Origin of the sequence: Flagellimonas okinawensis (assembly GCF_029194005.1) — a bacterium.
GTDB lineage: Bacteria > Bacteroidota > Bacteroidia > Flavobacteriales > Flavobacteriaceae > Flagellimonas > Flagellimonas okinawensis.
In genome coordinates this window covers 1-24,934 of sequence record NZ_JARFVA010000005.1, presented here as the reverse complement: position 1 = coordinate 24,934, position 24,934 = coordinate 1, and the positions used below count along the sequence as shown (strand labels likewise).

General features: G+C 36.7%; 24 protein-coding genes. 4 read left to right on the top strand and 20 right to left on the bottom strand.

All coding sequences use genetic code 11. The features are described 5' to 3' along the window. Positions 1–27 precede the first annotated feature (27 nt). The 14 genes from PY091_RS13670 to PY091_RS13605 all read right to left on the bottom strand — a co-directional run bounded on the left by PY091_RS13670 (position 28) and on the right by PY091_RS13605 (position 11,658). Entirely contained in the window at positions 28–471 is a 444-nt protein-coding gene (locus tag PY091_RS13670) for a hypothetical protein (protein ID WP_275650217.1), read from the bottom strand. Positions 472–482: 11 nt separating this feature from the next. Beyond that, positions 483–743: a DUF7683 domain-containing protein gene (locus PY091_RS13665; RefSeq protein WP_275650216.1), complete on the bottom strand. Its 261-nt coding sequence runs from the start codon at positions 741–743 to the stop codon at positions 483–485. A gap of 12 nt (positions 744–755) precedes the next feature. Continuing rightward, positions 756–1,052 carry a hypothetical protein gene (locus PY091_RS13660; protein ID WP_275650215.1) on the bottom strand — a complete coding sequence of 99 codons (297 nt, stop codon included), beginning with the start codon at positions 1,050–1,052 and terminating at the stop codon, positions 756–758. Positions 1,053–1,108: 56 nt separating this feature from the next. Next, positions 1,109–1,753 (bottom strand): DUF4272 domain-containing protein, encoded by a 645-nt coding sequence (locus PY091_RS13655; RefSeq protein ID WP_275650214.1) that lies wholly within the window; start codon positions 1,751–1,753, stop codon positions 1,109–1,111. A 67-nt stretch (positions 1,754–1,820) separates the two neighbouring features. Next, positions 1,821–2,087 carry a hypothetical protein gene (locus PY091_RS13650; RefSeq protein WP_275650213.1) on the bottom strand — a complete coding sequence of 89 codons (267 nt, stop codon included), beginning with the start codon at positions 2,085–2,087 and terminating at the stop codon, positions 1,821–1,823. Positions 2,088–2,211: 124 nt separating this feature from the next. Continuing rightward, a complete protein-coding gene (locus PY091_RS13645; protein WP_275650212.1) occupies positions 2,212–3,951 on the bottom strand; it encodes a hypothetical protein in 1,740 nt (579 codons plus the stop codon). A gap of 709 nt (positions 3,952–4,660) precedes the next feature. Then, positions 4,661–5,236 carry a pyridoxine/pyridoxamine 5'-phosphate oxidase gene (locus tag PY091_RS13640; protein ID WP_275650211.1) on the bottom strand — a complete coding sequence of 192 codons (576 nt, stop codon included), beginning with the start codon at positions 5,234–5,236 and terminating at the stop codon, positions 4,661–4,663. Beyond that, positions 5,233–5,631: a GNAT family N-acetyltransferase gene (locus PY091_RS13635; protein WP_275650210.1), complete on the bottom strand. Its 399-nt coding sequence runs from the start codon at positions 5,629–5,631 to the stop codon at positions 5,233–5,235. Before PY091_RS13635 ends, PY091_RS13640 begins: the two co-directional genes overlap by 4 nt. A 193-nt stretch (positions 5,632–5,824) precedes the next feature. Beyond that, positions 5,825–7,222, bottom strand: a complete 1,398-nt coding sequence (locus PY091_RS13630) for a gluzincin family metallopeptidase (RefSeq protein WP_275650209.1) — start codon at positions 7,220–7,222, stop codon at positions 5,825–5,827. A 192-nt stretch (positions 7,223–7,414) separates the two neighbouring features. Further along, positions 7,415–8,413 carry an aspartyl protease family protein gene (locus PY091_RS13625; RefSeq protein WP_275650208.1) on the bottom strand — a complete coding sequence of 333 codons (999 nt, stop codon included), beginning with the start codon at positions 8,411–8,413 and terminating at the stop codon, positions 7,415–7,417. 31 nt (positions 8,414–8,444) lie between these two features. Continuing rightward, positions 8,445–8,918 (bottom strand): GNAT family N-acetyltransferase, encoded by a 474-nt coding sequence (locus PY091_RS13620; protein ID WP_275650207.1) that lies wholly within the window; start codon positions 8,916–8,918, stop codon positions 8,445–8,447. 28 nt (positions 8,919–8,946) lie between these two features. Next, positions 8,947–10,215: a serine hydrolase domain-containing protein gene (locus tag PY091_RS13615; protein WP_275650206.1), complete on the bottom strand. Its 1,269-nt coding sequence runs from the start codon at positions 10,213–10,215 to the stop codon at positions 8,947–8,949. A gap of 43 nt (positions 10,216–10,258) precedes the next feature. After that, positions 10,259–10,996 (bottom strand): DUF3108 domain-containing protein, encoded by a 738-nt coding sequence (locus tag PY091_RS13610; RefSeq protein ID WP_275650205.1) that lies wholly within the window; start codon positions 10,994–10,996, stop codon positions 10,259–10,261. Between the two features lie 86 nt (positions 10,997–11,082). Then, the gene (locus tag PY091_RS13605) at positions 11,083–11,658 is read right to left on the bottom strand and encodes a hypothetical protein (RefSeq protein WP_275650204.1); all 576 of its coding nucleotides are present in this window, start codon (positions 11,656–11,658) and stop codon (positions 11,083–11,085) included. A gap of 424 nt (positions 11,659–12,082) precedes the next feature. Here PY091_RS13605 and PY091_RS13600 point away from each other — a divergent pair, with 424 nt between their 5' ends. Continuing rightward, positions 12,083–12,574: a YHS domain-containing (seleno)protein gene (locus PY091_RS13600; RefSeq protein WP_275650203.1), complete on the top strand. Its 492-nt coding sequence runs from the start codon at positions 12,083–12,085 to the stop codon at positions 12,572–12,574. Between the two features lie 284 nt (positions 12,575–12,858). Here PY091_RS13600 and PY091_RS13595 read toward each other — a convergent pair whose 3' ends face one another. The 3 genes from PY091_RS13595 to PY091_RS13585 form a co-directional block, all read right to left on the bottom strand. Further along, positions 12,859–13,788: a hypothetical protein gene (locus PY091_RS13595; protein ID WP_275650202.1), complete on the bottom strand. Its 930-nt coding sequence runs from the start codon at positions 13,786–13,788 to the stop codon at positions 12,859–12,861. Between the two features lie 597 nt (positions 13,789–14,385). Next, positions 14,386–15,006, bottom strand: coding sequence for a DJ-1/PfpI family protein (locus tag PY091_RS13590; protein ID WP_275650201.1), 621 nt, complete (start codon positions 15,004–15,006; stop codon positions 14,386–14,388). Between the two features lie 263 nt (positions 15,007–15,269). After that, positions 15,270–16,232, bottom strand: coding sequence for a GlxA family transcriptional regulator (locus PY091_RS13585; RefSeq protein WP_275650200.1), 963 nt, complete (start codon positions 16,230–16,232; stop codon positions 15,270–15,272). Between the two features lie 872 nt (positions 16,233–17,104). Here PY091_RS13585 and PY091_RS13580 point away from each other — a divergent pair. Continuing rightward, entirely contained in the window at positions 17,105–18,301 is a 1,197-nt protein-coding gene (locus PY091_RS13580) for a site-specific integrase (RefSeq protein ID WP_275650199.1), read from the top strand. A gap of 185 nt (positions 18,302–18,486) precedes the next feature. Here the strand turns inward: PY091_RS13580 and PY091_RS13575 are convergent, their stop codons facing one another. Further along, positions 18,487–20,115, bottom strand: a complete 1,629-nt coding sequence (locus PY091_RS13575) for a zinc-dependent metalloprotease (protein WP_275650198.1) — start codon at positions 20,113–20,115, stop codon at positions 18,487–18,489. Positions 20,116–20,143: 28 nt separating this feature from the next. Further along, complete coding sequence (locus PY091_RS13570) at positions 20,144–20,548, bottom strand: hypothetical protein (protein WP_275650197.1); 405 nt, start codon at positions 20,546–20,548, stop codon at positions 20,144–20,146. 140 nt (positions 20,549–20,688) lie between these two features. On the opposite strand from PY091_RS13570, the gene PY091_RS13565 reads away from it, so the two are divergent. Beyond that, entirely contained in the window at positions 20,689–22,302 is a 1,614-nt protein-coding gene (locus PY091_RS13565) for a T9SS type B sorting domain-containing protein (RefSeq protein ID WP_275650196.1), read from the top strand. A 271-nt stretch (positions 22,303–22,573) separates the two neighbouring features. Here the strand turns inward: PY091_RS13565 and mobB are convergent, their stop codons facing one another. Continuing rightward, entirely contained in the window at positions 22,574–23,596 is a 1,023-nt protein-coding gene (gene mobB, locus PY091_RS13560; RefSeq protein WP_275650195.1) for a MobB family relaxase, read from the bottom strand. A gap of 145 nt (positions 23,597–23,741) precedes the next feature. Here mobB and PY091_RS13555 point away from each other — a divergent pair, with 145 nt between their 5' ends. Further along, complete coding sequence (locus tag PY091_RS13555) at positions 23,742–24,905, top strand: IS4 family transposase (protein ID WP_093980379.1); 1,164 nt, start codon at positions 23,742–23,744, stop codon at positions 24,903–24,905. Positions 24,906–24,934: the final 29 nt, after the last annotated feature.

Genomic DNA, 24,934 nt, shown 5'->3' with positions numbered 1-24,934 from the left:
TTCAACCTATTATTACCAATTTTTCTGTCAACTCATCATTCTTGATATACATAATATGAACTCAGTCAATTCAAAACTTGCAAGAGCAGTAAAAACGCCAAGCTCATTTTTGAAATCCTTTTTGTTGAACAAGGTCCAAGTATAAAACCCAAGCGGTATTAACATCAGGAACTGTAATATGCCCCAATGTGAAAAGTTCATATAGCTCCAAGTAAATGACAAAAATGCAAAAAGCCCAATTATCATTCCTGTCCATTTGCTTTTAAGAATACTCCAAATTGTGAATATAAGGGTGAGTGCACCGAAGCTGAAAAAAGAAATGTTTATGTTAATATTCTCGGAGAGAAAAGAAAGTCCAACACTTAGGGCAAGTCCAATCAAGATTATTTTTAAAAGCATCGGCTTAGTTTGGCGAATTAGAAGAAGTCCGATTAGCACTCTAATTCCAAATTTGATTCTTTCAAACTTCATCTTGCAATCGTTTATTTGAACTTTTCTTGGTTGTTATCTTGGTAGCAGCACAAGAAATAATCATATTTTTCTGTCTCGAATTCATACCCTAGATTTTCGAAAAATAATTTTATTTCTCCCTCAATCTTGTAACCGTTGTAAAGCATTGGATCATCTTCTATGTTTTCAAGACAATTTTTTGCCGCCTCAAGGTCGAAATCTACAATCTCAATTTCGTGATGAATGTGGTCTAATGACTTTTCAAAAACATCAAATTGTCTTACTACGTTCATCTTATCGTTTATTTAAACTTTTGTTTGATTTAGTTGACAAGCTACTTCAAAGCAATCAAAACATACAAATTGATGAATTACCATACAATCTGCAAGATTGTATTTGTCACCTATCGAATCAATTTGGGCATAAAAACTCATTGGATTCTTACATGAATCACAATTAGGGAATTGTTCTTCTGTTATACCATCAGGTTCACCTCCCAGTTTGTGTCTTGTCCCTGCAACTTCATTCCACTCAAACCCCAAAGCTTCTCGTGCATCTTGTGTTTTCGGATTTGGGATTAATTTTATTTCTGGAATTTTCATTGCTTTTCAATCGTTTATTTGAACTTTATTATTGATATATGCAATTTGATTTCATTTTAAGTATCAGTTGTAATATCATCCCAATCTTCCTGGTAGCAAGTAATCCAATTTAGTGCGTAATGTCTTTGATAAACAATTGAGGGATTATATCCATTAGGATATGGTCTATTATTTAATCCAGCATCCCTTACCGCCCAATGTATTCGATAAATAAGGTCAGTTTGATCTAGTATTTCTTCGGTACTTCGAATTTCTGATTGCTTAATGAAATTATCCAAAGACCCATATTTTTCTTTTGTTCCTTCATGGGCTTTAGTCAAATCGCATTCTTCGATTGGTTCATTAAGTTTGTCAACCATTCCAAGAGACCAGAAAAGGACGTTTACTGCTTCGGTTCGCCAACTAGCAGCGATTTTATCTTCTTTGGTTAAACTCTTTTTGGTCAAGTATTCCTTTTCGGATTTTGAGACACTTTCCCATAGATTGATTTCTTTTAACCAACTTATTATTTCTTTTCTGTCTTCATCGAAAGCTGTGTCAACAATACCAGTCAATATCATAATCCTAGATGCAATTTCAGATGGCTTTCTCAGAATGACTTCTTGACTATTTTCAATCAATGGCAAGTGTTCACAAATTGGAATACCTTTTGATTCCAGAAATTTGTTTGTCTCTATTTTTCGGGATTCTGATGCTTTCAATGGTTTGGTAATTTATCTAGTTTAAGAAGGTTGATTGTTTATTTGAATTTTGTTTTTAACTAACTGATTAATGTTCCCAGTATTCTAATTGGTAATTGATAATTGTTGAGTCTTTATCCAACTTAAAGTACAGGGTTTTACCTTTAACAGGATCAATATCCCTCCCATAATCAACCATAATTTCATATCCGATTGTCCACTGTCCAATATTCGCATAGTTATTGTGTGGACCAAGAAGTTCTTCGAGTTTGGAATAGGACATCCCTTTGTACAGGTAATTTTCTATTAAATCGTTGACCATGGCCTCCCTATTTGAATAAAAAATATCATCCATATCATTCCAGGTGTTCTTATCGAACCTTTGTTCTTTTATTTTGGTACTGCAACCAACCATAACAATTAACAACAAGATTAATAAAACCCTATTCATCGTTTATTTGAACTTTGATTTTTGGAAGTTAGTTCTCTACTAAACTTGAAGGTATTTTAAACTCAAACAAATGTTGGTTGGTATCTTTCAGTCCCAACCTGAACACCTTGACTTCCTTACTCTGGAATTTACTTCCATAATTCTTGTAAATGGTAGCTTTTAGGTAGGTGGGGGACAATTGTTTGTTACCCAAATAGGTCGCATTTACCTTCCAAACACCAAGCAACTCATCATCCAACAGAAAATCTGCCATGGAAAAACCCAAACGTTTTTCGGAACGGATTCGTTCAGGCATTTCAGCCAAGCTATGCTTCCAATTAAAATACTGGTTGTCGGGATTCACGAACTGTAAATCAAATTCGGCTTCGGAATCACTCCACTCGAAAACCAATCGGGTATTGTAGAAATCTTGATCGGTCTTCTTTCTTGTTTGGATCTTCACGGAACTGTTCTCCAGTAAAAACAAGTTGTCAATTTCACGCTGTACAAGGGTTTCCAAGTTCAAGGAATCGTTCTGTAAAATCCCTTCGTCCAATAAATAGGAACGCCTTGCAAAAAGTGAAGTTGCGGATTCAGGCATATCCAAATTACGGTAACTATTGGCCAGATCTATGTAGCTTTGAGCATAATCAGGTCTTAACTGATATATTTTTTTGAAAATTTCATGTGCTTTTTCATTCCTTTTTTCTTCCTCCAAAGTATAGGCCATTGCTTTCAACATAACTGGATTATTCTCTGAAACCTGAACGAATCGTTCCAAAATGGAATCTGCAAACTCCTTTTCTTTTCTAACTTCATAAAAATGAACATAGGAATCCAATATAAAGTTGAGATTGTTCCCATAAACAAGTTCCATTTGACCATATTCGATTTTAGCTTCCTCAATAGTTTTACTGTTTTGAAGGTTAATCAAATATTGGGGCAGTGATTCCCCTTGTCCATTTTGAACAACTTTACCCTTCAAATAATTGTTTCTAAGTTTTGCTTGATCAAATGGTTTGTTGTTTTTTTCACGAGGAGTCATCGTTCCAGATTTTGTATTGATAACAACCACTCCTCCGCTTCCTTGGGTACCATATAGAGTTGTACCTGCAAGCGATGGGATAAAAGCTATTCTACGAACATTTCCAAAAAGAAAACTACAACTAACTTCAGGTAATATCAAACCATCAACGTCAAAAATAGGTCCCCTAGCATTTTGAATACTTTGGTTAGATCGCATTTTCACCAACAACTTATCAGTTTCGGGATCACAAAATGCATAAACACCTGCCAACCTCCCCAACAAAACCGAATTAATATCAGGAGCATTGTCTAATTCCTCTTCATCTATAATTCGCAACGAATAACCAGCAGTTTCTTTGTTTAAAAATCCAAAACTTGACTTAATAATATTTGTATTCACATCATATTCTGATTCTAGCTGTCGTTGCTTGTTTTTTCTCTCTCTGCCCACCACTTGAACTTCATCCAACTCTTCCATACTAAGTCTCATATTTACATTTAGAATTCTGGTCACGTCTTCCACTATAATGGATATGGTGTCCATGCCGATATAGGTATAACTTATTTCCTCCTTGGGATTGGCGAAAATCTCATAATACCCTTCTGCATTCGATGTCGTTACGGCTCCGCTGGCAATATTGGACACATGCACATTTGAGAGTGGATCACCTGAATTGGTAATCCGTCCATGGATTGATTTTTGACTAAACGAATGGATTGCAAAAAAGAGAAAAAGGATAGCTGTAATGGTAGTGTTTTTCAAATTGAAAGTCTTATGGATGAAATAATCTAAAAATTTGAGTTAATGGTTTGACATACAAATTAGTCTATTTTTCTTATAAAAAAAATAGGTAAGAGGTGAAAGTATTGGTGTATATTAAATTGATATTATAATTCTATTACGTAACCAAAAACCATAACCTGAAAGTTCAAATAAAGGGTAAAATGGAAACTATTTAATTAGTACGGGGAAAATGAACTTTAACATACCAGTGGAATCGTTTTACTCTAAAAGTTCAATTAAACGGTGTCCTTTATACCCCTACTCGAAGACTGTCCTGAATAAAATTTAGCTCGAGCTACAATGTAATCTGTTATGATTGTTTGCCTAACAAACCAATTGGTAAAGTATGGCTACAAAAAAAGCCCCCACAAATATGGGGGCTTTTTTCTGTGATCGCGGAAGGATTCGAACCTTATCCGCTATCCCTTATGTTTACTGGGTTTACCTTGCTTATATTTTGTTTACTAACCGAATTACAGACCACTTTTAGCTATCTCTCTTCGTAGACATAAAATTTAATTATAAATTATTACATCTCCCTAAATAACCAATTGATTGTTTTACTTGACAAGAAAGAGCAGAAATCTAGATAAAACACGATAATACTTAACTCAATTCAGTAAACAAGTTCCTGAAAGAGCTATAAAAATTAAATTTTATCTAATGTTATGGACTTTTACTTGGTATTTTATGGTTGTATTTGTTTTCCTTTCCACTTCCCATTTTCAAGTTCAAATAGCTTTCTGTCATGGAACCTGGATGCTTTAAATTCCAAGAATTCTATTCTCACGGGGTCAATTGAAAACCCTCCCCAATCCTCGGGTCTATCTACCATTTCTTTTCTGGAAACCCTTTGTTGTATTTCTTGTTCAAGTAATTTCGCATCCTTGGTTTCCTTACCCTGTTCACAAATCGAAGAAACTATTTTGGAATAGATATCCCTTTCATGGAAATATTTATCTGCAAGTCTTTCAGGTATTTTTCTCGCTATTCCTTGAACTCTTATTTGTCGCTCCGTCTCAGTCCACCAAAAAGTCAAAGCAACATGGTTGTCCTTTGCTATCTCGATTCCCTTGAGAGAATTCAATGGCCCGGTTATGATGAAGGCATCATTGATTATTTCTTTTAGGGACACGAATCTGGCATTGGGGAATTCATCAGTTCCATGGGTCGATAAACAAACAGCTGTTGGAATTCGAACCTGGGTCAAATCAAGTTCTTCTTTATACCATTCCTTAAAAATTTTTATTGGTGAAGTTTTCATTGTTCTCTTTCGATAATAAAGCTACTTTCTTGTTTTTTAAATCCAACCTTTGGGTAGTATTCAATTGCCGTTGGCACTGAAAGAAGTAATACCATGGATTGATTGCCCACTTTTTCTTTTGTCAAGCTTATCAGTTTTCTTCCAATTCCCATTTTTTTGTAATCACCCCTAACTGCAAGATCTGACAGATAACAAGCCCAGACCCAATCGGTAATGGAACGAGAAACACCTACCAGCAATTCATTGTCCCAAGCTGTTATAATCAGGTTGGAATTTTCAAACATTTGCTCCATTCTCTCCTTGTCATTTGTTGGACGTGGCAAACCTGCGTTGTCGTAAAGCTCAATTATTTGGTCTGTTGTGGGTCTTTTATTAAAACTGTATTCTATGTCCATTTATTCATTTTTGTTTGTTCAAACTTTCCCTATAAACATGATATTCCATTCTGTCGAAGGTTGGGACAGTTCATGATTTTATGATTATATATAAGCCGCTATAGCAATATCCATAAATATGTTGTTGTAAATGACTCTTATCAATGTATTGTAAAATCCTATGGAATAGCCAAAAGATGGTTACAAAGAAACTTTATTTCATTGTTAGTTTGGCAATTGCATTCTTTAGTGAATTATCACTGGTCAGATATTGCCTTTCTACGGACCGGGTCAGTTGTTGGTCATTTACGATTGTATCTAAAGTTTGAATCAAGAAATTGTAATTGGTGAAATTGGTTTCTGTAGTGAGGATTGTAATCAACCATTTCCACATCTTCTCTTCACCGATTTCCTTTTTGATGGCGGTAAAAACAATTGGAGCGTAATAATAAACATATAATTCCCTGTTGCCATACTGGGATTCACCTTCTATTTTCCCCATTGAAATCGGGTCAAAATCTTTGAGTGCCTCTATTTTATCCGATATCTTTTTATCATAAACCTCAGCTCCCATCATTGCTTTGGTTAATTCTAATGACAAAAACTCTGCAAATCCCTCGGTCATCATATCCCCAAGTTCAGAGTTGAGAACTTTATATGTGCCAAAGTAATAATGTCCAAGTTCGTGTGCTATGAAAGGCCTGTACCAATTTTGAATTTTAGGGTCAAAAAGACTGATCAATCCCATTTCCCCCCAGCCAATACTGAAAATTGAAGGATAGGAAACGAACATCCAACCGTCTTTCTTTGAAGTTGGTGTTGTTTCAACAAAGGTTACCGCCTGGTCAAATGGTATGTTCAGTTTGTGGGTATAGAAGTCCTTATATGAATTGATTAGGTTAGTAAATTCATTTATTTGTTCACTAGTAAAACTAGGATTCAAAACATAGGTATCCCCTACCGCGGAAAAGTCAAAATTTCCGCAAAAGAGTGTCAATTCGCGGGCAATATCACTTTTGAACCTATAATTTTGTGCATTTACTGGTTTGTTGCCGTTGATGTAAAGGGTTGTGCAATCTTGACAATCAATTTCCACATCATACTTGAGATTATCATAGGTTTTGTCATTGGTTATATCATATAGTACAGGATACCAAGAGGATTGCAATCCATCTGCCCTAATAGAATTGTGGTTAAATGCGATGTTTCCTCTCCAATCTTTCCTGGAGTAATTGTTGAGCGTATCTTTAACAACAGGATATTTACCTACATATTTAACTTGAACCTCATTTGGCAAAAATTTCCCTTTACCCGTATCATCGGGGAAAAAGTATGCTTTTGTTTCTCCATAAGAGAGCGTGTCGTTGTGGGCCACAGAAAAACCCAGAAGGAAATCATTTGGTTCGGTAGTCTTAAAATTCAATATGTTCAAACCCGAATTTAGTCTAATGAAATAGTCTTTTATCTGTGGAATGTCACGTAAAGATAAATCGGCTTCAATGGTTCCTTGTTCAATTGAGATTTTGACCTTTCCTGTAAGTTTGGGGATTGTTTCTTGTGCACCTAGTTGCATACCGAATAGATAGGTCAAAATTAAAAGTGTTCTTTTCATTCCAAATTGATTGTTGTTGCGGTTTATATCTGAATAATTAGGAGTTATTTTATTGACCATGGCACTATGGATTTGCTTATGGTGGATGAAGGATTTACAGTGACTTCCCTTTTGATTTACTGATTGTTTTATGGCTTGTAACAAATACAATATCCACACATTTTCACATATGCATTACAAATGACGGTGGCATCAATTAACTATTCCGAATCTTTTATTTTTATAATCAACAATGATTCGTTTATCAAGGAAGAAGGAATTTCCCATTAGACCCATGATTTCTTCTTTTTCATAGAATTGTTTGAACTCCTTTTTAGAATCATAGACTTTTAGGTTTTCTGTTTCAATTTTAAAATTTCCAATATAGATATCAGAAGTAATCTTGTAACCGTGAACATCGTAGTATTCGCCCCAAGAAGAAGTGGTCAATGTATCCGTTACAGAGCTTTCTTTACTAATTTCTTCGATATCATCTTTATCAACAGCCAAAGGAAACATGGATGCACCAGTATCAAATAAAAAATAATGGGTAGTTCCATTGATGGTTACAGGCACTTTTAATCTCCCGTGCTTATCCTGTATGGCGTCCACAAAGGTTGTTTTGTTTTTATAATGGGTATTCAAAGAATCCAAACTTGCTATTCTTTGATTTGGAAAATCAATGATCAAATATTTTTCCTTGAATAAATCCGTGCCTATTGTTCCAATATGTTTTATGGTTGGTGTATCAACCGAGTCCTGTGTCAATACTTCTCCATATCCATTGTAATAAAACAATTCTCGATTTTTGAATAAAACGGTATCCAATCTAAAAGCAATGGATTTAAAAAAAATTTTCTTTCCATTTTCAAAATTTGCATTTGCAATAGTGTCAAGCTTCACATTCTTATACTTATCCAAATAAGGCTTTAGAGTATTTCCATATACCATTGTCAAATTTGCGCCCAAGTCAAATTGACTTTTAAATTTATGTGGTATGCCTTCAATCGAAAAGGGTATAGTAATGGCCAATTTATCAATGTATTGGTTACCTATGGAATCTCCGACCCAATCAAAACCAATCCACTTATTTTGTTTTCCATCTACACTTTTTTGCTCCTTTTTCAAGTCGGTACAACTTATCAGTAGTGTAACAATTAGGGTAGTTAAAACAAAAAAGGTCTGTTTTCCTGAAGTCTTCCTTTCTTTCATATTAGTTAATCATTTATTAACGGTGTCGCTTTCAACTATTTAATTTAACTTTTAGAAGTGGCCTATCTTTTAATTCCATATGTAGTATCGGATATGGTTTTCCTGTAGCATCCAATTCAGAGTGACCTATTACTTCAAATCCGCAATGCTTGTAAAATCCAACAGCTTGTTCATTCTGTTCGTTTACATCGACCTTGATGACATTTAGCTTTGTGATAGCGTAATCCAGTAATGTTTTGCCAATCTTTTTCCCTCTGTAATCAGGGTGAATGAACAGCATTTCTAAATTCTGTTCCGCAACACCAAGAAATCCGGCTATTTTATTCTCACTATTTCGGATACCCCTCAACTCAACTGCATCCAAGTAGGTATTCAAGATCAATGGTTTAAAATATTCTATATCTTCTTCCTTTAAAAAATGATGGGTTGCCCTAACCGATGCTTCCCAGACATTTACCACTTCAGGATATTCGATTTTATTTATTTGATCTATCGTCAGTTCCATATTTTCAATTACTATACTGTTTAATTACTCAATTGGATTTCCTTTTTCGCCACCATGCTATTGCAATTATCAAAACAGTAATCAATAGGACACCTACTCCCATCATATTCAACATTTTGCCTTGCAGCATCGTAAACAAAAGGGTATCTACTTTTCCGGTTTTCAGGAAGACCCAATCACTTGCCAATCTTGTGGCCAAATCCGGATTTCCAGTTTCCAATATAATTATTCCATCTCCAGATACTGGGTCAATTCGTAGTGCCGTATTAATGGGAGGGTTACTCTGTCCATCATGTCCGATTATATATTGATCGTTTCCAACATCCACATAAAGAAATGTGCCCAAACCATAAATTGCCTCCCCCATCATATCCCAATGGGATTCTTGCATTAAGTCCAGAGAACTTTGACTTAACGGTCTGCCCTCAACATCTTTTTTATCCTTTACGAACAGCATAAAAAATTTCTCCAAATCAGCTAAAGAGGTATACAGTGATGTTGCGGCCAAAGAGGTATAAAAAAAATGAGGGGCCTTGGTACCATCCGCATTATAAAACTCACAAAGATCATCGCCAAGTGAATCGGACCATTCGTAAGTCGACTGAGTCATCTGTAACGGAGCAAATACATTTTCTTTCATAAAGTTGTCAAATGATTGTTCACTTGTTTCCTCCACCAATAATTGCAAGAGTGTAAACCCTCCCCCAGAATATACCCAGCTCGAATTTGGCTCAATGCCCACTTTAGTTTCTCCACTTTTTCCTTCATCGGCATCATCAGCTTTTGTCAAAGAGGCTTCTAGGGTCTGTACGGCGTCAGGGGTTTCGAATCCCGCATAACCAAGTCCGTCCGTAAGTCCGGCCGTATGACTTAGCAAGCGCCTAGCTGTTACTTGTTCATTGTCAAATTCACTTGGAGGCAATTGCCATCTTGTCAAGTATCGACTAACCGGGGTGTCCAGATCAATTTTTCCCAATTCATTTAATTTCATGACACCTGTTGCTGAAACAAATTTGGACAGGGATGCTACTTGGAAAATGGTATTTCTATTCACCTGTTTTCCGACCGAATAAAAAACTTCCTCTTCTATTCTCCCTTCTTTAATTATTGCCATGGCAAAGTTACCCACATACTCTTTTTGGATTTCCTCTTCGACGGCTTCAACAAAGGATTGTGGATCTGTTTCGTTAGTGAAGGGTGTGTGCCACCATCCATACACGGTGCCAAAAAAACAGGTTAGAACCCATACTATGGAAATAGTTACAATAAGGGCCAGGTTTATTAGTATTCTTTTCATTGTTCTGCTAAGTTTTTGTTTGACACGTATTGGCCAACAATTATCAATCAACCAGTTCCATAACCATTTTACGACCACCCAGGTCAATTTCTTGTTTTAATACCTTACGGGATTCTCTTTCTATATAATAAGTACTGATTGCGGTGTTATGGGAAATATCATCGGTAACGGTGACTTTCCACACCTCCTTAATTGCTCCTTTAAGTTCCAATGTGGACTGTTCTGTATTTTTAATGGTGGCAGAGAGCACCCCTGCCCCTGATTTCGGATTATAATCAAAAATTGCTATTGAACCATTGTATCCAGTTTTCAAGGGCAGCCATCGTATAAATTGTGGGTAAAAGTTACTGTCAAAGAAAGGGGCGTCCACCGATTCGGAAATTGCAATTTTTTTACCAGATTGTTTGTCGTTGTAATATCCGGTCACTGGGTCCGAAAAATTGAGTACCATATCTCTCTGTTGGTTGAAAGAGGAATGGTAAATGGGCTCAAACTTCCTTCTCCCAACTATGGTACTGTCTACCCATAATGAAGCAGCGCCTGGCATTTCCACGGTTGATATGATGTAAATTCGCTTTTTCTTCTTTTGGATCTCGGTCTGTACCTTACCAATATCAATTTTTGAACTATCCTTGAGCATGTACCAAGCCATTTCATAGTTTTCCTCATGGATAAGGCTTTTGTCCACAGGATTATTTTCTGGGGTCAGGATTGATTTTTGCCCCATAGCTTGGAACGATGTTGCCAATACCACTAGTAGTAGGTAGTAAGTTTTTTTCATGTCGCTTTTCAATTTGATTGACTTGTTAGTGCCATTTAGTAGAATTTGTTTCACTTAAGTTGCTATTAATTTTAAAGCATGAATAATTACTCTATCTTTTTAGGGACATTGGAGTGATTCCCGATTCTCCATTTCTCGCCATAGACAGAGGAATATATAATCTCGATATCAATCTCATCATCATTTAAAATCTGATACAGTTTATTTGCCCTATCCAGTGTGCTTTTCGTAGTTTTTTCGGTTGTAACAAGCCCCCAATCTTTAATCATGTTCTCATCTAAAAGCTGAATCAAATTGATTTTCTCATTTGCAGGTATCAATCGCCCAACCCAAAGGTTGGAATAGACGTAGTTAATGGAATCTTGTTTCCCAATTGTTTTTTCAACATAATGTATGATATCGTCATATACCATATCGTTCGATGCAGACACCTTAACTGATTCAATAAATGCTGGCCCAACTCCGTGATTGGATAGGCCAAAGGAATATTGTAGTGTACCTGATTTTTCATTCATTAGACTCAAATGTGGGTAAGCAGCCATATACTGCTGTTTTCTGAGCAGATTGGTTTGGTAAACAAAAACAATCAACGTCAATAGACTAACTATTAAGGCAGTCAGTCCTACAATTTTTTCAATATTCCAAAATCCTTTTATCGTCATTTTAAAATCAATTTCATCTTTAAAATTATCCGTTGTTTGGATGTGCCATGTAAGGGCTATACAATTCCTGACCAGTAACCTTTGCCAATTCCTATCAAACTCAATCAGAAATTGAAAACACCTTAAAACATTCTATTTTAGACTTTTGAAAAATTTCGTTTTACAATTCAAAACCTTGGTCGTATAAAGGGCACTTGCCATACGATAAATCTGTACTTCTAGTGAATTTTCTTAAAAAACATTGAATATCCGTCCCAAGCCCGGGTTTATTGCCCTTAAAGATTTTAAATGTTCCATACAGGTCATATGGAATGGATGGATTAAAAAGGGAAATTCTTCCAAGTACCAAGGAAACCTATCCTATGTACGATCATCCACTATAGTAGAACTTTGTACGCTCATATAACATTTAAAATTGAAGAAGATGAAAACAAAGATGAATTCAATTCCAAAAAAATGGACCGCCTTTGCAATAGGACTATTTCTAATCGGCATGGGGTCCCTAGTGGCACAGTCCCATAGTTATAACACCGATGAAAGCACGATTGCGCTGGATGGCTATAGCCCAGTATCCTATATTGATGAAAACATGGCACAATTAGGAAAGAAGTCCTTTAAGGCAACCTATGACGGGTTAACCTACTTTTTCGTTAACCAAGACCAACAAAAAAAGTTTCAATCCAACCCCAAAAAGTACATTCCCCAATATGGTGGCTGGTGTGCCTACGCCGTTTCCTTGGGCTATAAGTACCGCCCGAACCCTAAAAGTTTTCGGGTAGTGGATGACAAGCTGTATTTGTTCACCGTAAATGTAGAGGCAGAATTTGTCAAGGCCTGGGAAAAGGAAGGTAAGGAGAAACACATTTTACAAGGAGACAAGAACTGGAAGACCTTGGAGAAATTCAAAAGCTTTTAAAAGGTCTTTAAAAAAAATTCCTTTCAACCAAAAATACTGCAAAGGTCGCTGTAACATAATCCAATCATTTCATACGATGGATAAATGTCAGCGGCTTCCTTCTTTCGCTTCATTATAATTTCGACGTATTAGGATTCAAAACCCGATCATTTAATATGAAATCGTTTATTTGAAATTTGGTAACTGTCTAGCGTATGAGTATAGCAGATTTTATTCGCAAAACTTTTCATGTTTACACTCTCATTTCACACTTAAGCCACTATTACCTATATCAAATCTTAGGGTTAGCTTTTTATCCACTCAATTGCATTTTCAGACATTTTTTTATAGTTGTGACCTACTTCTTTTACAGTGTGCATTTCCCAATTAAATGTCCAATTATTTTTGCTGGTCAATTCCTTGTTCTCATTAAAAAAAGTTGTTCCACGTTCCAACCGATGTGCTCCTTGTTCCATTGCCAAATCCGTTGTTCTAAAAGTCCCTAAACTTGGATCATTATCGAGTTCTCCCAAAAGAACAATCAATCTTTTTTTGTAAGATTTTTGCAAATCTGTTTCTGTATTCTTGATACCATACGGAAATTCAAGGTTCTCGTTTGGCAAACTGTAAAATCCAGAATTTGCAGCTATAGCTGTCCCAATTCTCGATTCGGGCATTAACATTACCATTCTATGTACAAATTGTCCACCAGCTGAATGACCAAAAATATCGTACTGCTCGTTTGTGATATTGTTAACCGATTTAATGTGGTCAAATATGTTTTCAACCACTGTGTATGCCCATTCTGTTTTCGGGTTTTTAGTTCCAAAAAAGGTGAATAAATTTCCCTCTTGGTAGTCGTTCGTTGTATATTTTGAAAACTTATTCTCGAATTCAGGCGCTATTATCAGTAGGTCATTCTTATTGGCCAATTCAATCCAAGCGTTAAGATAGTCATCCGCATTTCGCCCACCACCGTGCATAACGAAAACTATTTTGTCTTTGTCATTCCAACCTTCTGGTTTATAAGTCCATACCTTGATCGATTTTCTCTTACTATCTTTATAGGCATGGATTACAAAAGAGTCTATTCCGACATTAATTTTATTGGTTGCTGTTATTTCAGGTCCTTTTGGTAGCACATAGAGGTAAACGTAACCTGCAACTGAAAGAAGTAAAAGAATGGAAAATGTAAATAAAATTACCTTTTTAAATATTCTAAAAAATTTGTTCATTTATTCTCCTTTTTTATTGCTCAAATCTATACATCCTTGATTAGCTGCTTAGTTTTTAATTTCCGAATTGCTCTTTTTCAAGGACAAATTGTTTTTACATTAACCCTAACTTGTTCATATAAGCGTAGAATACATCTATATATCCAAATTGGGGTAAAATCTATGTATTTGATCATCTTCTATTGGAATCGTTTAATGAATTTTGTTCCAAACTAATTTAGGTTTGGGTCGCGCAACTACATATTTTCTTACAATAATTTCTAAGAATTCAATTCCTTTAATCTCTTCTTCTATTAATTTATCCTGTAATCCTTCAGACTCGGAGGTCATCCCAGATAGTCTAATTTCAAGGAAGTCCAATGAATGGTCAAAATTGTGATTAAAGAATACATCATCCGATTTTTTTCATATCCAGAAATCACTGTTGAACATCTTTTTGAGATATCAAGCAAACTTACCTTTGAACCCATTCCAGATCCAATAAGCAATTCCTCCAAAAAATTTAAATATTCCAAACAACCATCCCTTTCATAATAAAACCATCATGTTGGGGCTCAATCAAAAGTTGGGGGATGTAAAAAGTAAGTTTTTTACCAACTATTCTTTGGTAAAATATGGGTATTCCAAGTTCTTGGCTGCCGCTTTTGCCCAATCCTCTCCTAAAATTTTCGACATCAAATAAAAAGAGGTGTCGATTCCAGCTGAAACCCCGGCAGAAGTGATTATTTTTCCATTGTCTACAAAACGTTGGTCATCCTTAACTTTTTTAATCTTTGGATAGTTATTTTTCAGATTGGTGATTCCTGCTCTGTGGGTTGTAGCTTCCAAACCGTCTAAGAGTCCTATTTCAGCTAGGATAAATGCACCGGTACAAATGGAGAACACATAATCTGCCTCTTTTGAGGCCGTTTTAATCCAGTCTTTTGTCTTTTCGCTTACGGTACTCCACATTCCCCCAGGAACAATCAAAATATCAGGTGTTGGGGAATTAAATATTGAGTACTGAGGATTTACGCTCAAATTGGGCATAGTAATTACCTCGTCCTCCGTCTCGGCAACTGTATACACATTGAAATTTTCACCACCTGCAACAAAAACGTCATATGGACCTGCATAGTCCAGAACTTGTGCGTGATGATATAACAATATGGCCACATTCAAGGGCTTATCTAATTTTTTTAATGAATTAAAGGGTGTGGTCACCAATACCAACTCCATACCACAACTAGGGCAGTTTCCAGGTTGATGAAAATGCTTGCCGTCAGATGTACAGCCACAAGGAGCGCATTGATAAATGGGTTCTTGAGTAGATTGTGCAAAAGTGCTCGTTTGCAAAAGGAATAAACAAATCACAAAGAGTAAATTATATAATAATGCCTTTTTCTTTTTCATGATGGATGAATATGTTAAAGATTTGAATCAGTATCAAAAAGTAAAGGGCAAAGGAAATTCAATTCATTAAATTTAACTAGGACATTTCCCTATCCATTGAGGACATTATTAGCATGTGTATCCATTTTTTTCAGAAGCTTAAATAGCTGGCCAGTAGACTTAAATCCACAAGCTTCGGCGACACAATCCATTTTGTATTTCTCTCGGATCAATTGCTGTGCGTGCTCCATTCGTATTTTGTCAATGTAGTTGCCAATGGTGATTCCGGTAGCTTTCTTGAACATCCGAGTGAGGTTCCTAGGACTGGTATAGACCATTTCCGACATTGAATCGATAGTTAACTTTTGATGGAAATTTTTAGTTATAAAGTCTTGGATTTTGTGCACTCGGTCATCGAGATGATTTCGATGCTGTAAAAAGAGGCTCAACTGTGGATCAGTCCCACTCCTACGCAAGTAGACCAATACCTCACGTGCGACTTCCATAGCAAATCGGCTTCCATATTGCTTTTCGATTAGAAATAATGATAGGTCAATACCTGATGAGATACCAGCACTAGAAAAGATGAACTGGTCTTCCACAAACAACCTGTTTTTCAGTAATGATACCATAGGAAAACGCTCTTCGAAACTTGCAAAACGCCTCCAATGAGTTGTACAGCTCTTGCCATCCAAAAGACCTGTCTCAGCTAGAATGAATGCTCCTGTGCAAACGGATGCCAACCAAATACCTTTATGATGTTGTACCTTCAACCAATAAAAAAAGTCGGAAAGCTGATTTATATATTCTTGATTGGAAAGCAAAGAGAAATCCAATCCGGGTAAAAAAACAATATCTTCTTTGTTGAGTTCCAACTCTTGAAAGTGAACGAGTTTAGAAAAATACAATCCACTTGTGGACAAAACCTCACTTTTGTCTGTGGTTACAAAAAGAAGCTCGTAATCTGCACCATATTCGACAGCCTCATAAAACACATGTGCTGGTCCGGCCATATCCAATAGGTGAGTTTGGGAAAAGCAGATAAATACCAACTTCTTTGTGTTTGTGGACATATTGACTAGTTAAAAGTTTAAGATATCTATTAAAAATAGAATAATAAGGAGGTCGTACTAATCCTATAAAAAGGGGTAACAGACAAGTAAGGAAGGTCTCGAATTCATATTATTCTGAAAGAGTAGTCTCTAAAAGTTATTATTCCTGACATCCCATATAAATTCTGGTTTTTAGTATCACGTAATTCCATTAAGTCCTTTTTTAGAGATATTCCTTTTCGTACCAATCAGCCAACCCTAACTGTTCTATACAATTTAGAGTTAAGCATTGTATAATACTGCAGTTTCTTTGCCATCATTTTTGAGCTTGAAGAAGATAATATTTCGAATCTTATGTTTAATACAAATCCATCTAGTGGAAGTTTCAAGCTTAGTGCCGTGATACTGCTCATTTATATCCAAAAACCATAACCTGAAAGTTTAAATAATCGGTAGAATGTAAAATATTTATAAAGGAAAATGAACTTTAATAAACCAGTAGACTTTTTTCACTCTGAAAGTTGAATAAAACGGTAACCTTTAACCGCTGCTCGAAGACTATCCTGAATAAAATTTAGTTCGAGATACAATGTAATCTGTTACGATTGTACCTAACAATCCAATTGGTGAAGTATGGGCACAAAAAAAGCCCCCACATTAGTGGGGGCCTTTTTCTGTGATCGCGGAAGGATTCGAACCTTCGACCGTCTGCTTAGAAGCCGCTTTAATACCAAATCTTCCAAAAACCAAAATCACTATATTTTATTGTATTTCAATGTGTTACATTTATTTTAACCTCATTTGAAATCAAATGGAATCAATTATTTGTTTGCAAATTGTTTGCAAATTTTTTTGCTAACTTGAAGTAAATGAGAACATATTTGACCCTTTTATTGGATACAAGAAGAGCAAAAAAAGATGGCACCTACCCTATCATTTTTCGCCTCACTCATTTGCGAAAAACAACATCCATCGCAACTGGTTTTTCAATATCCGAAATATTTTGGGATCATCAAAAATGTTCCATTAAAAGAAACTACACTCGCACGGAATCCATTGCCCGATTGAATACACTTTTATTAAAAGAAGAAGCTCGTGCAAATGACATTCTCAACAAACTTTCTGATCAAGGTAAGTTGAACTATTTGTCAATTGTTGAAGTGAAAAATCGAATCACAAGAAACAGTACCTATGAATCCTTTTTTGAATTTGGGAATTCTGTAGTTGAGGATTTAAAGGCGGCACACAGATATGGGACGGCAAGACATTATAAAGGCATTTTATCGGTCTTGAAGACCTTCAATAAGGGCAAAGATCTTAAGTTCAATGAAGTGAATTACTCCTTTATCAAACGCTTTGAAAAATATCATTTAGCAAAGGGAAATAGTTGGAATGGATTATCTACTTACTTACGCGGCTTACGAGCACTCTTCAATAAGGGTATAAAAGCAGGGTTAATTGAAAAGGAAGCCTATCCTTTTATGAATTATACAATAAGACAAATTCCAACCGAAAAACGAGCTTTGGAAATTGAAGATATCAGAAAGATCCTAGAATTGGAAATTCCAGAGGATCAAGCATTGTTTAGATATCGAAACTATTTCATTTGTTCCTTTTTTCTCTATGGTATGAACTTCACGGACATGGCATACCTCCAAGTAAGCAATATAGTGAACGGTCGTATTAAATTTCGCAGAAAGAAAACAGGAAAACTATATGACATAAAAATAACCGGACAACTTTCAGAAATCTTGAACAGTTATTTGAAAGGAAAGAAAGCGGAGGATTACATATTTCCTGTAATAAAACGAGAAAATCCTGCTAAACAGGAACGAGAGATTAATTGGGAAAGGCAGCGTTATAATCGCGGGTTAAAAACAATTCAGGAGTTATGTGGAATTGAGCAGAAGCTTACAACCTACGTTAGCAGACATAGCTTTGCTACACAAGCTATGCTTCACAACATTCCTTTGGAGGCCATTTCTGCCATGCTTGGACATAGTAAGCTGAATACAACTCAAATCTATCTCAAATCGTTGCCGACTACTATCCTGGATGATTACAATGAGAAGTTAATTGAAGCTATCTAAAGTTATTAACGACAATTTAAGGGAGGCCGTCATGACTGGAATCATCCATGAAATCATATATTATTGAAAATCATTGTTTTAGTTGAATTTTTTCATGATATATCCCTTCTTAAATAGCATCATTTATTTTAATATCATGAAATTAGCGATGTACTTAGAAGAGGTAAATCTACAAAAGGATTCTGCTAGTGAGATATAATAATTGATTTTTGAACTATTTCTTGATCAGTTATTATATTAAGTATATAAACCCCGTTCGTTAAATGTTCAGTTGGAACAACCGATAAGTTCTTGTTTTGGCTTTTGAATAAAACCTTCCCGTCCATACTGCTTAAAGTGACATTTACAAAAGTTAAATCAGCGCGATTCTTCAGCAAGATATTTATCCGTTCATTTGCAGGGTTAGGATAAATTTGGTTTTCAGTTATAGCTACTCCTATACCATCGAATTGAGTCTTAAGTGGAATTCCACCTCCACCACTGCTTGAATGGGATACACTTTTAGTCTTAGCTCCTCCAACACCACATTTATTTTTCCCCATGACCTGTACCAATCCGGAAATCTGTCCCATTCCAGTATAAGCTGTAAGATAGCGATCCGTTGTTGTCCTCATTTGCCAACGCTGACCATTGTAATTCCAGCTTGTAACTACATCAAAAGGATAAGGCAGACGCCATTCATAGCTACTGGCTCCAGAAGCTACGGACGAGTTATAATTTACAAATGCACCTGTTAAAACAGATGATGGACCGGAAAGGGAAGATGGTGCACTGGGTTCGCCTACCCAAACATCTTTTGTTAATTGAATACCATTAAAACTTGCCGTGACCTGACCCTGACTTCGAGTACCACTTACCCCCTTGACCGTAACCGAACTATTAGTACTGCTTACAATGGTCATATTGGTTGAAGTAGTCCAGTTAACAGTGGTACTTGGGGGATATTGCAGGGTTATTACTGTATTTATATTCGAACAAGTACAATCGTCACCAATCAACTTGGTTATCTGACAGTTCGTTGCTACAGCATCTGATAAAATAGAATATTGTGGTATCGCATTTTTCATAACCGCCACTTGTCCATCAGTAAATAAATCTCGGCATGCCGACCTTGAATAGGACATAATGTTATCCGTAAGGGGACTGTAACCATTTCCGCCAGTGTAATTACAGGTAACATCGACGTTAAAACTCGAAAGCTGCGGGTCAGCTGGCGTATCGCAAATTTTATCCCCAGCCGTTGAGCAATTTGAACCATTTATATTTTCAACCCCATAGTAAGTTTCATGAGTATGCAATAAGTTAAGACAATGTCCCAATTCATGGGGAGCTGTAGAAGTAAGCACAAAATCATTATCTATTATCATATTCCTGCTAGGAATATCCTGGGCCAATCCAGCGTAAACAATTCCACTGGAGGTTTGACCTGAATTTACAAGATAAACATTTATGGCATTCGCTTGGTTGTTTGTACCAAATAGCTGGTTCGCCTCATTGTCCGTTCCGATATCGAATAAAGCATCACTATCGATGTAATCATTGCCGACAGATTGTATTGAAATTTCGTGTGGTAAAAATGCACTGTTCATGACATTAAGAATATCGTCGATAACCGTTGGATTGACCCCACCGGTACCATTGGTTCTGCGAACAATATGGAAATATAAATTCAAACAATAGGAGGAAGAGACTGAAGATTTTCCAGAAATACCTGATGAAACTGAATATGCGGTCGGTGTAGGGGTAGCACATTCTTGGGCGTGGATGAGGCAATTAAAACCAATAAAAACTATTAACGTAGTAATTTTTTTCATGCTGGACCGTGATTATGAGATTTATAATTTATATTTTCAAAAATTTGAGCTTAATACCCTCATCCGGCGTATTATTCCCTAATGCACTAACTATCAAAATATCCGGAAGATCACTTTCATCATCAATGAAATAATCAGTCCTATCATCTAGGCATTCAAAAAAAACAGAAATTTTTGATTGTTCTTCTGAATATTCATAGGTGCCACTGCATGAACTATAACTAACGACAGCTTCATTGCCATCAGCAAAAGTTATGGTATAACTCGCACTATCATCAACAGTTTCCCAATCGGCACTTCCATCCAATTTGGTTTGATAGGTTGCTGTCAATTTCCAGGTTCCTAAAAATTGATTCACCTGGTAACCTTCTTGACCAGAATTATCAGAACAAGAAAATAACAGAATTGATATAACGTATAGAAACATTTTCATTTTAAATTGTTTACTTTTCTAAGTGAGTTCAACGAAATTCATTATAACGTAATAATAAAATTATTTTCGTATGTAATATATTACAAATTATTTTATTTTTTCTTAATTTATTGAATATTTTATCTTTCAATTAATTGCCCATGAAATTGAATTATCCAAAGCTTGTTATTTTTATAACTCTTTTAGGCTATTCGGTAGCGTTATCTGGGCAATCCATTGTTATTGAAGACAGAGAATATGCTGACATAAATGGTAAATTGAAGGATATATTTGATGACTCTTTCGATACCGATTGCCTTGATGTTTCTATTGAAAGGGCGACCAATCTATCGTTAAATGGAATCAGCACATTTAATAGAGGTAACTCAGAATTTCCGTTTGATACAGGTTTCGTACTATCAACAGGTCAAGCACAGATGTCAATCGGACCAAACAAATCACTAAGGACGAGTTCGGTCAGCGAACCGTTTGGCGGGATATATACCATACAGGAAATTCTCGACGATAGAATTGGTACTGTCGGTCAATATTCGGAATCAAAAGCTATTAAATTGAGATTTGTATCTCAAACTGATTTTTTCAATTTAAATTACATATTTGCTTCTGAGTCTTATAAAGTTGGGGACATTGAATGTTTTGATGGCGATAGTTCAAAACAGGATGGATTTGCAATATTATTGACCGGTCCAGGTATTACACCAGATACCTTTGATCATGACAATGACACGACAACACCTGAAATAGAATATGTACATCACGGTAAAAACATTGCATTACTACCGGATCAAGTTACGCAAGTAGGCCTACATAGCATTCATAACAATCCGGAGTGTAACAATCTTGGATTCCAATCATACTTTATAGAGCAAGAAGTTGGTACGGGCGAAATTGAGGCGAACGGTAGAACCGTGCCGCTAACCGCTGTCTCACCGATCATTCCCGGTGAAGTCTATGAATTGGAAATTATATTGACCAATAGAGGGGACAATAGCTTGGATTCTTGGCTTTTTATTGAATTTGCACAGAAGCCTATTGTGCCTGATTTAGAAGACACATATTTTATATGTAAAGAAAATACAAACAGTAACAACTATCAAAGCATTTTCATTGACACAGACATTGATGACCCAAAGTATTCTTTTCAATGGTTTTTAGATGGCGACCTTTTATCCGATCAAACAAATAATAACGTTGAGGTATTTGTTCCGGGAGAATATTCGGTAAATATTGTAGCTCCCAACGGATGTTCAAGAACTTACTCCTTTTCTGTTGTTGAATCTTCAATTCCGTTTGATTTAGCATATTCCCTGTCCGGAGAACTTTTTACGAACCAACAAACAGTTGAAATTAGTACGACAGGAATAAGTGACTATTTGTACTCCTTAAATGGAATAGAACAATCTTCATCAACTTTTACAAGTATTGCTCCAGGTACATATCATTTGGTAGTTAAAGATATCAACGGTTGTGGTGAAGCCGGCTTGGATTTTACAATAGTTGATTATCCAAAGTTTTTTTCCCCCAATGGAGATGACATCAATGATATTTGGAGACCTAATATGGGCAATATCAGTAAAGATGGTAATGTTTTTATCTATGACAGATATGGTAAGATGCTGAATAACTTCTCCCTGAAAAATGGCTCGTGGGATGGAGTATTTAATGGAAATAGAATGCCTCCAGCAGACTATTGGTTTATTATAAATTTTAAGGACGGACAGGTTTTTAAAGGGCATTTTTCGTTAATAAGGTAACCATCAGCCCCTAGATCAACCCCTTTCAATTTATTGTCCAACCAATTCTTCCCCGAAACAGAAGACATTAATGATAATTTTATGAATTTAGCGATATCCTAAAAGAGGGAAGGCTAGATAAATGAAGGGCGAACGGAACACAGTGAAGTGCTGTAAGTGTCCCCAAATCTTACCCCCAACTTTTGCGCATGGATCCTTTCGGGTTTTTGTAGTGTTCCGGTAGATAAGCGTAAAGCAAAAACCCGAAAGGGCGCAACCTACTTCTGGGATTTCAGTAACCCATGTCCTCACCTGCTCCCCTAGCCTTATCGATACCCTTTCCAAGTGCCTTAATGATCTTGGCCGCCATCTGCACTTTATTGGTAGGTATGCTGGGAGCTTTGATACCCATCGTCTTAAGGAGTTTAAAGGCCATGTCCTTTTCCTTGGTGGGCAGTCCCATGACCTTGGCAAAGAACTTCCCCGGTTCCTTGGCATGGGCCTTTCTCCCAACATAGGATTCCACATAGTTCCTCTTGAACCCAGTTGTCCTGTCAAAGGTCTTTTCGGCTGCTTGGTAGAAGCTGTCCCGATCAAATCCCCTCTTTACCGTCTTTCCGTTCAGTTCCACTTCCGAGGCCTTGTGCTTGGCCATGGGTGAAAGTGTATAGGTGTTCGTCACATCCCTCCTGCTGACTATGATATGGATATGGGTCTGTGGCCCCTCCTTTTGCATCCCTGCGGCCACAAGCTGCCCGTTCTGTTTGTGTGGGGCCAATCTTGTTTGCTCTGCAATCCTCTTTTCAAGCTCTTTGACATTCCCAATGGATTCGCCACGTTCCACTTTCCGTATCTCGTTTTTGAGCCTTGCTATCTCCCCTCGGTAGGGAGCATTCTCCTGAACCTGTTTGTCAAAGCCCCTATAGGTGCGTTCATGTTCGATCTTGGCATAGTATTTCAGGTTCTCGGCCTTTACCTCTTGGTTCCTATGGAAACTCTTGGCATAGTCCTCCATGAGTTTCCTAGTGTATTCCCTTAACAGTTTCTGGTCATTTCCTATGGCTTTAAGTTCCCTTTGGTTGGGACTGACCACAATGGAATAGAATTTCGGGTCCTTCTGCCTTAATTTGGCGGTATTGGCATCAATTTCATCGATGACCTTTTCAGGGCTTACGCTGTCGTTCTCTTGGTCAAAGAATTCCTCCCTTTGTTCGGGCGACCTATCCTCGTTTTCCTTTTCCAGATAGTCCACATAGCTCCCCACACTGGAGTTATAGGTACTGCCTATTTTCTGTGCTGAGATGGTAAGGTACATAAGTGTCATTTTAATTGATACTTCATTACTGTCCCATTAAAATCTAAAATAGTTCTTTGAAATATTTGAAATATAGTTAGTTACAGAGGTTTTTCGATTAAACGGATTTCAATTTTAACTTTTGCAATTCTTATACAGATTTGCAATGCATAAAGACAAATTCGTTTTCTCACAGCTTGTTTCCTTTTTGGATAGAAACAAGTTCAATTATATTGTTCGTACCTATCGGGGGGATAAATATGTGAAGCACTTCACCTGCTGGAACCAGTTGCTCGCTTTGATGTTCGGCCAGCTCTCCAATCGTGAAAGCCTTAGGGATCTGGTAATCGCACTTGATGCCCACCGATCCAAATGTTATCATTTGGGAATGGGGAAGAATGTCTCTAAATCATCTTTGGCAAGGGCCAATCAGGACAGGGATTACCATATCTTTGAGGAGTATGCCTACTATTTGGTAAATCAGGCCAGAGAAACCAGAACTACCAACATCTTCGATCTGAGTGGCCACGTCTATGCTTTCGATTCGACAACGATCGACCTGTGTCTTTCCGTATTCTGGTGGGCAAAGTTCCGAAGGAGAAAAGGTGGCATCAAAGTACACACCTTGTATGATGTGGAAACACAGATACCGGCATTTTTTCATATTACCGAAGCTTCAGTACACGACTCAAAGGTTATGAAAGAAATTCCTTATGAACCAGGGTCCTACTATATATTTGATCGAGCCTATAACAACTTTAAGATGCTGTATAAAATCCATCAGATAGGTGCTTACTTTGTGATCAGGGCAAAGAATAACCTGCAGTACAGATCCATCAAGTGGAAACGCAGATTGCCCAGGAACGTGCTTTCAGATCTGACCATTGGGTTGACTGGATTTTACCCAAAGCAGTACTATCCTGGGTCACTGCGGCTTGTCAGATACTGGGATGAACTACAACAACGGGAGTTCGTCTTTTTGACCAATGCTACTCACATCTCAGCCCTACAGGTTGCTGAACTTTATAAGAACCGCTGGCAGGTAGAGCTGTTCTTCAAATGGCTGAAACAACACCTTAAAATCAAAAAGTTCTGGGGTACTACCGAGAATGCCGTGCGAATCCAGATCTATGCTGCCATCTGCACCTATTGTTTGGTGGCCATCGTTCAGCACGATATGAAACTGGAGAGAAGTACTTATGAAGTGCTGCAGATATTAAGCATCTCCCTGACCGATAAAACGAACCTTCGGGAACTCTTTAGCAAAACTAAATTTCAAAATGACAAAGAACGAAATAGGCTTAATGGGCCAAATTTATTTAATTTTTAAAACGTCCCAATTTTAATGGGACACTAGTG

Excerpts from the sequence above, each read along its gene's own strand:
- PY091_RS13670 (WP_275650217.1), bottom strand. The coding sequence starts at position 471 with ATGAAGTTTGAAAGAATCAAATTTGGAATTAGAGTGCTAATCGGACTT.
- PY091_RS13665 (WP_275650216.1), bottom strand. The coding sequence starts at position 743 with ATGAACGTAGTAAGACAATTTGATGTTTTTGAAAAGTCATTAGACCAC.
- PY091_RS13660 (WP_275650215.1), bottom strand. The coding sequence starts at position 1,052 with ATGAAAATTCCAGAAATAAAATTAATCCCAAATCCGAAAACACAAGAT.
- PY091_RS13650 (WP_275650213.1), bottom strand. The coding sequence starts at position 2,087 with ATGGATGATATTTTTTATTCAAATAGGGAGGCCATGGTCAACGATTTA.
- PY091_RS13640 (WP_275650211.1), bottom strand. The coding sequence starts at position 5,236 with ATGAAAACTTCACCAATAAAAATTTTTAAGGAATGGTATAAAGAAGAA.
- PY091_RS13635 (WP_275650210.1), bottom strand. The coding sequence starts at position 5,631 with ATGGACATAGAATACAGTTTTAATAAAAGACCCACAACAGACCAAATA.
- PY091_RS13630 (WP_275650209.1), bottom strand. The coding sequence starts at position 7,222 with ATGAAAAGAACACTTTTAATTTTGACCTATCTATTCGGTATGCAACTA.
- PY091_RS13625 (WP_275650208.1), bottom strand. The coding sequence starts at position 8,413 with ATGAAAGAAAGGAAGACTTCAGGAAAACAGACCTTTTTTGTTTTAACT.
- PY091_RS13620 (WP_275650207.1), bottom strand. The coding sequence starts at position 8,918 with ATGGAACTGACGATAGATCAAATAAATAAAATCGAATATCCTGAAGTG.
- PY091_RS13615 (WP_275650206.1), bottom strand. The coding sequence starts at position 10,215 with ATGAAAAGAATACTAATAAACCTGGCCCTTATTGTAACTATTTCCATA.
- PY091_RS13610 (WP_275650205.1), bottom strand. The coding sequence starts at position 10,996 with ATGAAAAAAACTTACTACCTACTACTAGTGGTATTGGCAACATCGTTC.
- PY091_RS13605 (WP_275650204.1), bottom strand. The coding sequence starts at position 11,658 with ATGACGATAAAAGGATTTTGGAATATTGAAAAAATTGTAGGACTGACT.
- PY091_RS13600 (WP_275650203.1), top strand. The coding sequence starts at position 12,083 with ATGAAAACAAAGATGAATTCAATTCCAAAAAAATGGACCGCCTTTGCA.
- PY091_RS13595 (WP_275650202.1), bottom strand. The coding sequence starts at position 13,788 with ATGAACAAATTTTTTAGAATATTTAAAAAGGTAATTTTATTTACATTT.
- PY091_RS13590 (WP_275650201.1), bottom strand. The coding sequence starts at position 15,006 with ATGGAGTTGGTATTGGTGACCACACCCTTTAATTCATTAAAAAAATTA.
- PY091_RS13585 (WP_275650200.1), bottom strand. The coding sequence starts at position 16,232 with ATGTCCACAAACACAAAGAAGTTGGTATTTATCTGCTTTTCCCAAACT.
- PY091_RS13575 (WP_275650198.1), bottom strand. The coding sequence starts at position 20,115 with ATGAAAAAAATTACTACGTTAATAGTTTTTATTGGTTTTAATTGCCTC.
- PY091_RS13570 (WP_275650197.1), bottom strand. The coding sequence starts at position 20,548 with ATGAAAATGTTTCTATACGTTATATCAATTCTGTTATTTTCTTGTTCT.
- PY091_RS13565 (WP_275650196.1), top strand. The coding sequence starts at position 20,689 with ATGAAATTGAATTATCCAAAGCTTGTTATTTTTATAACTCTTTTAGGC.
- mobB (WP_275650195.1), bottom strand. The coding sequence starts at position 23,596 with ATGTACCTTACCATCTCAGCACAGAAAATAGGCAGTACCTATAACTCC.
- PY091_RS13555 (WP_093980379.1), top strand. The coding sequence starts at position 23,742 with ATGCATAAAGACAAATTCGTTTTCTCACAGCTTGTTTCCTTTTTGGAT.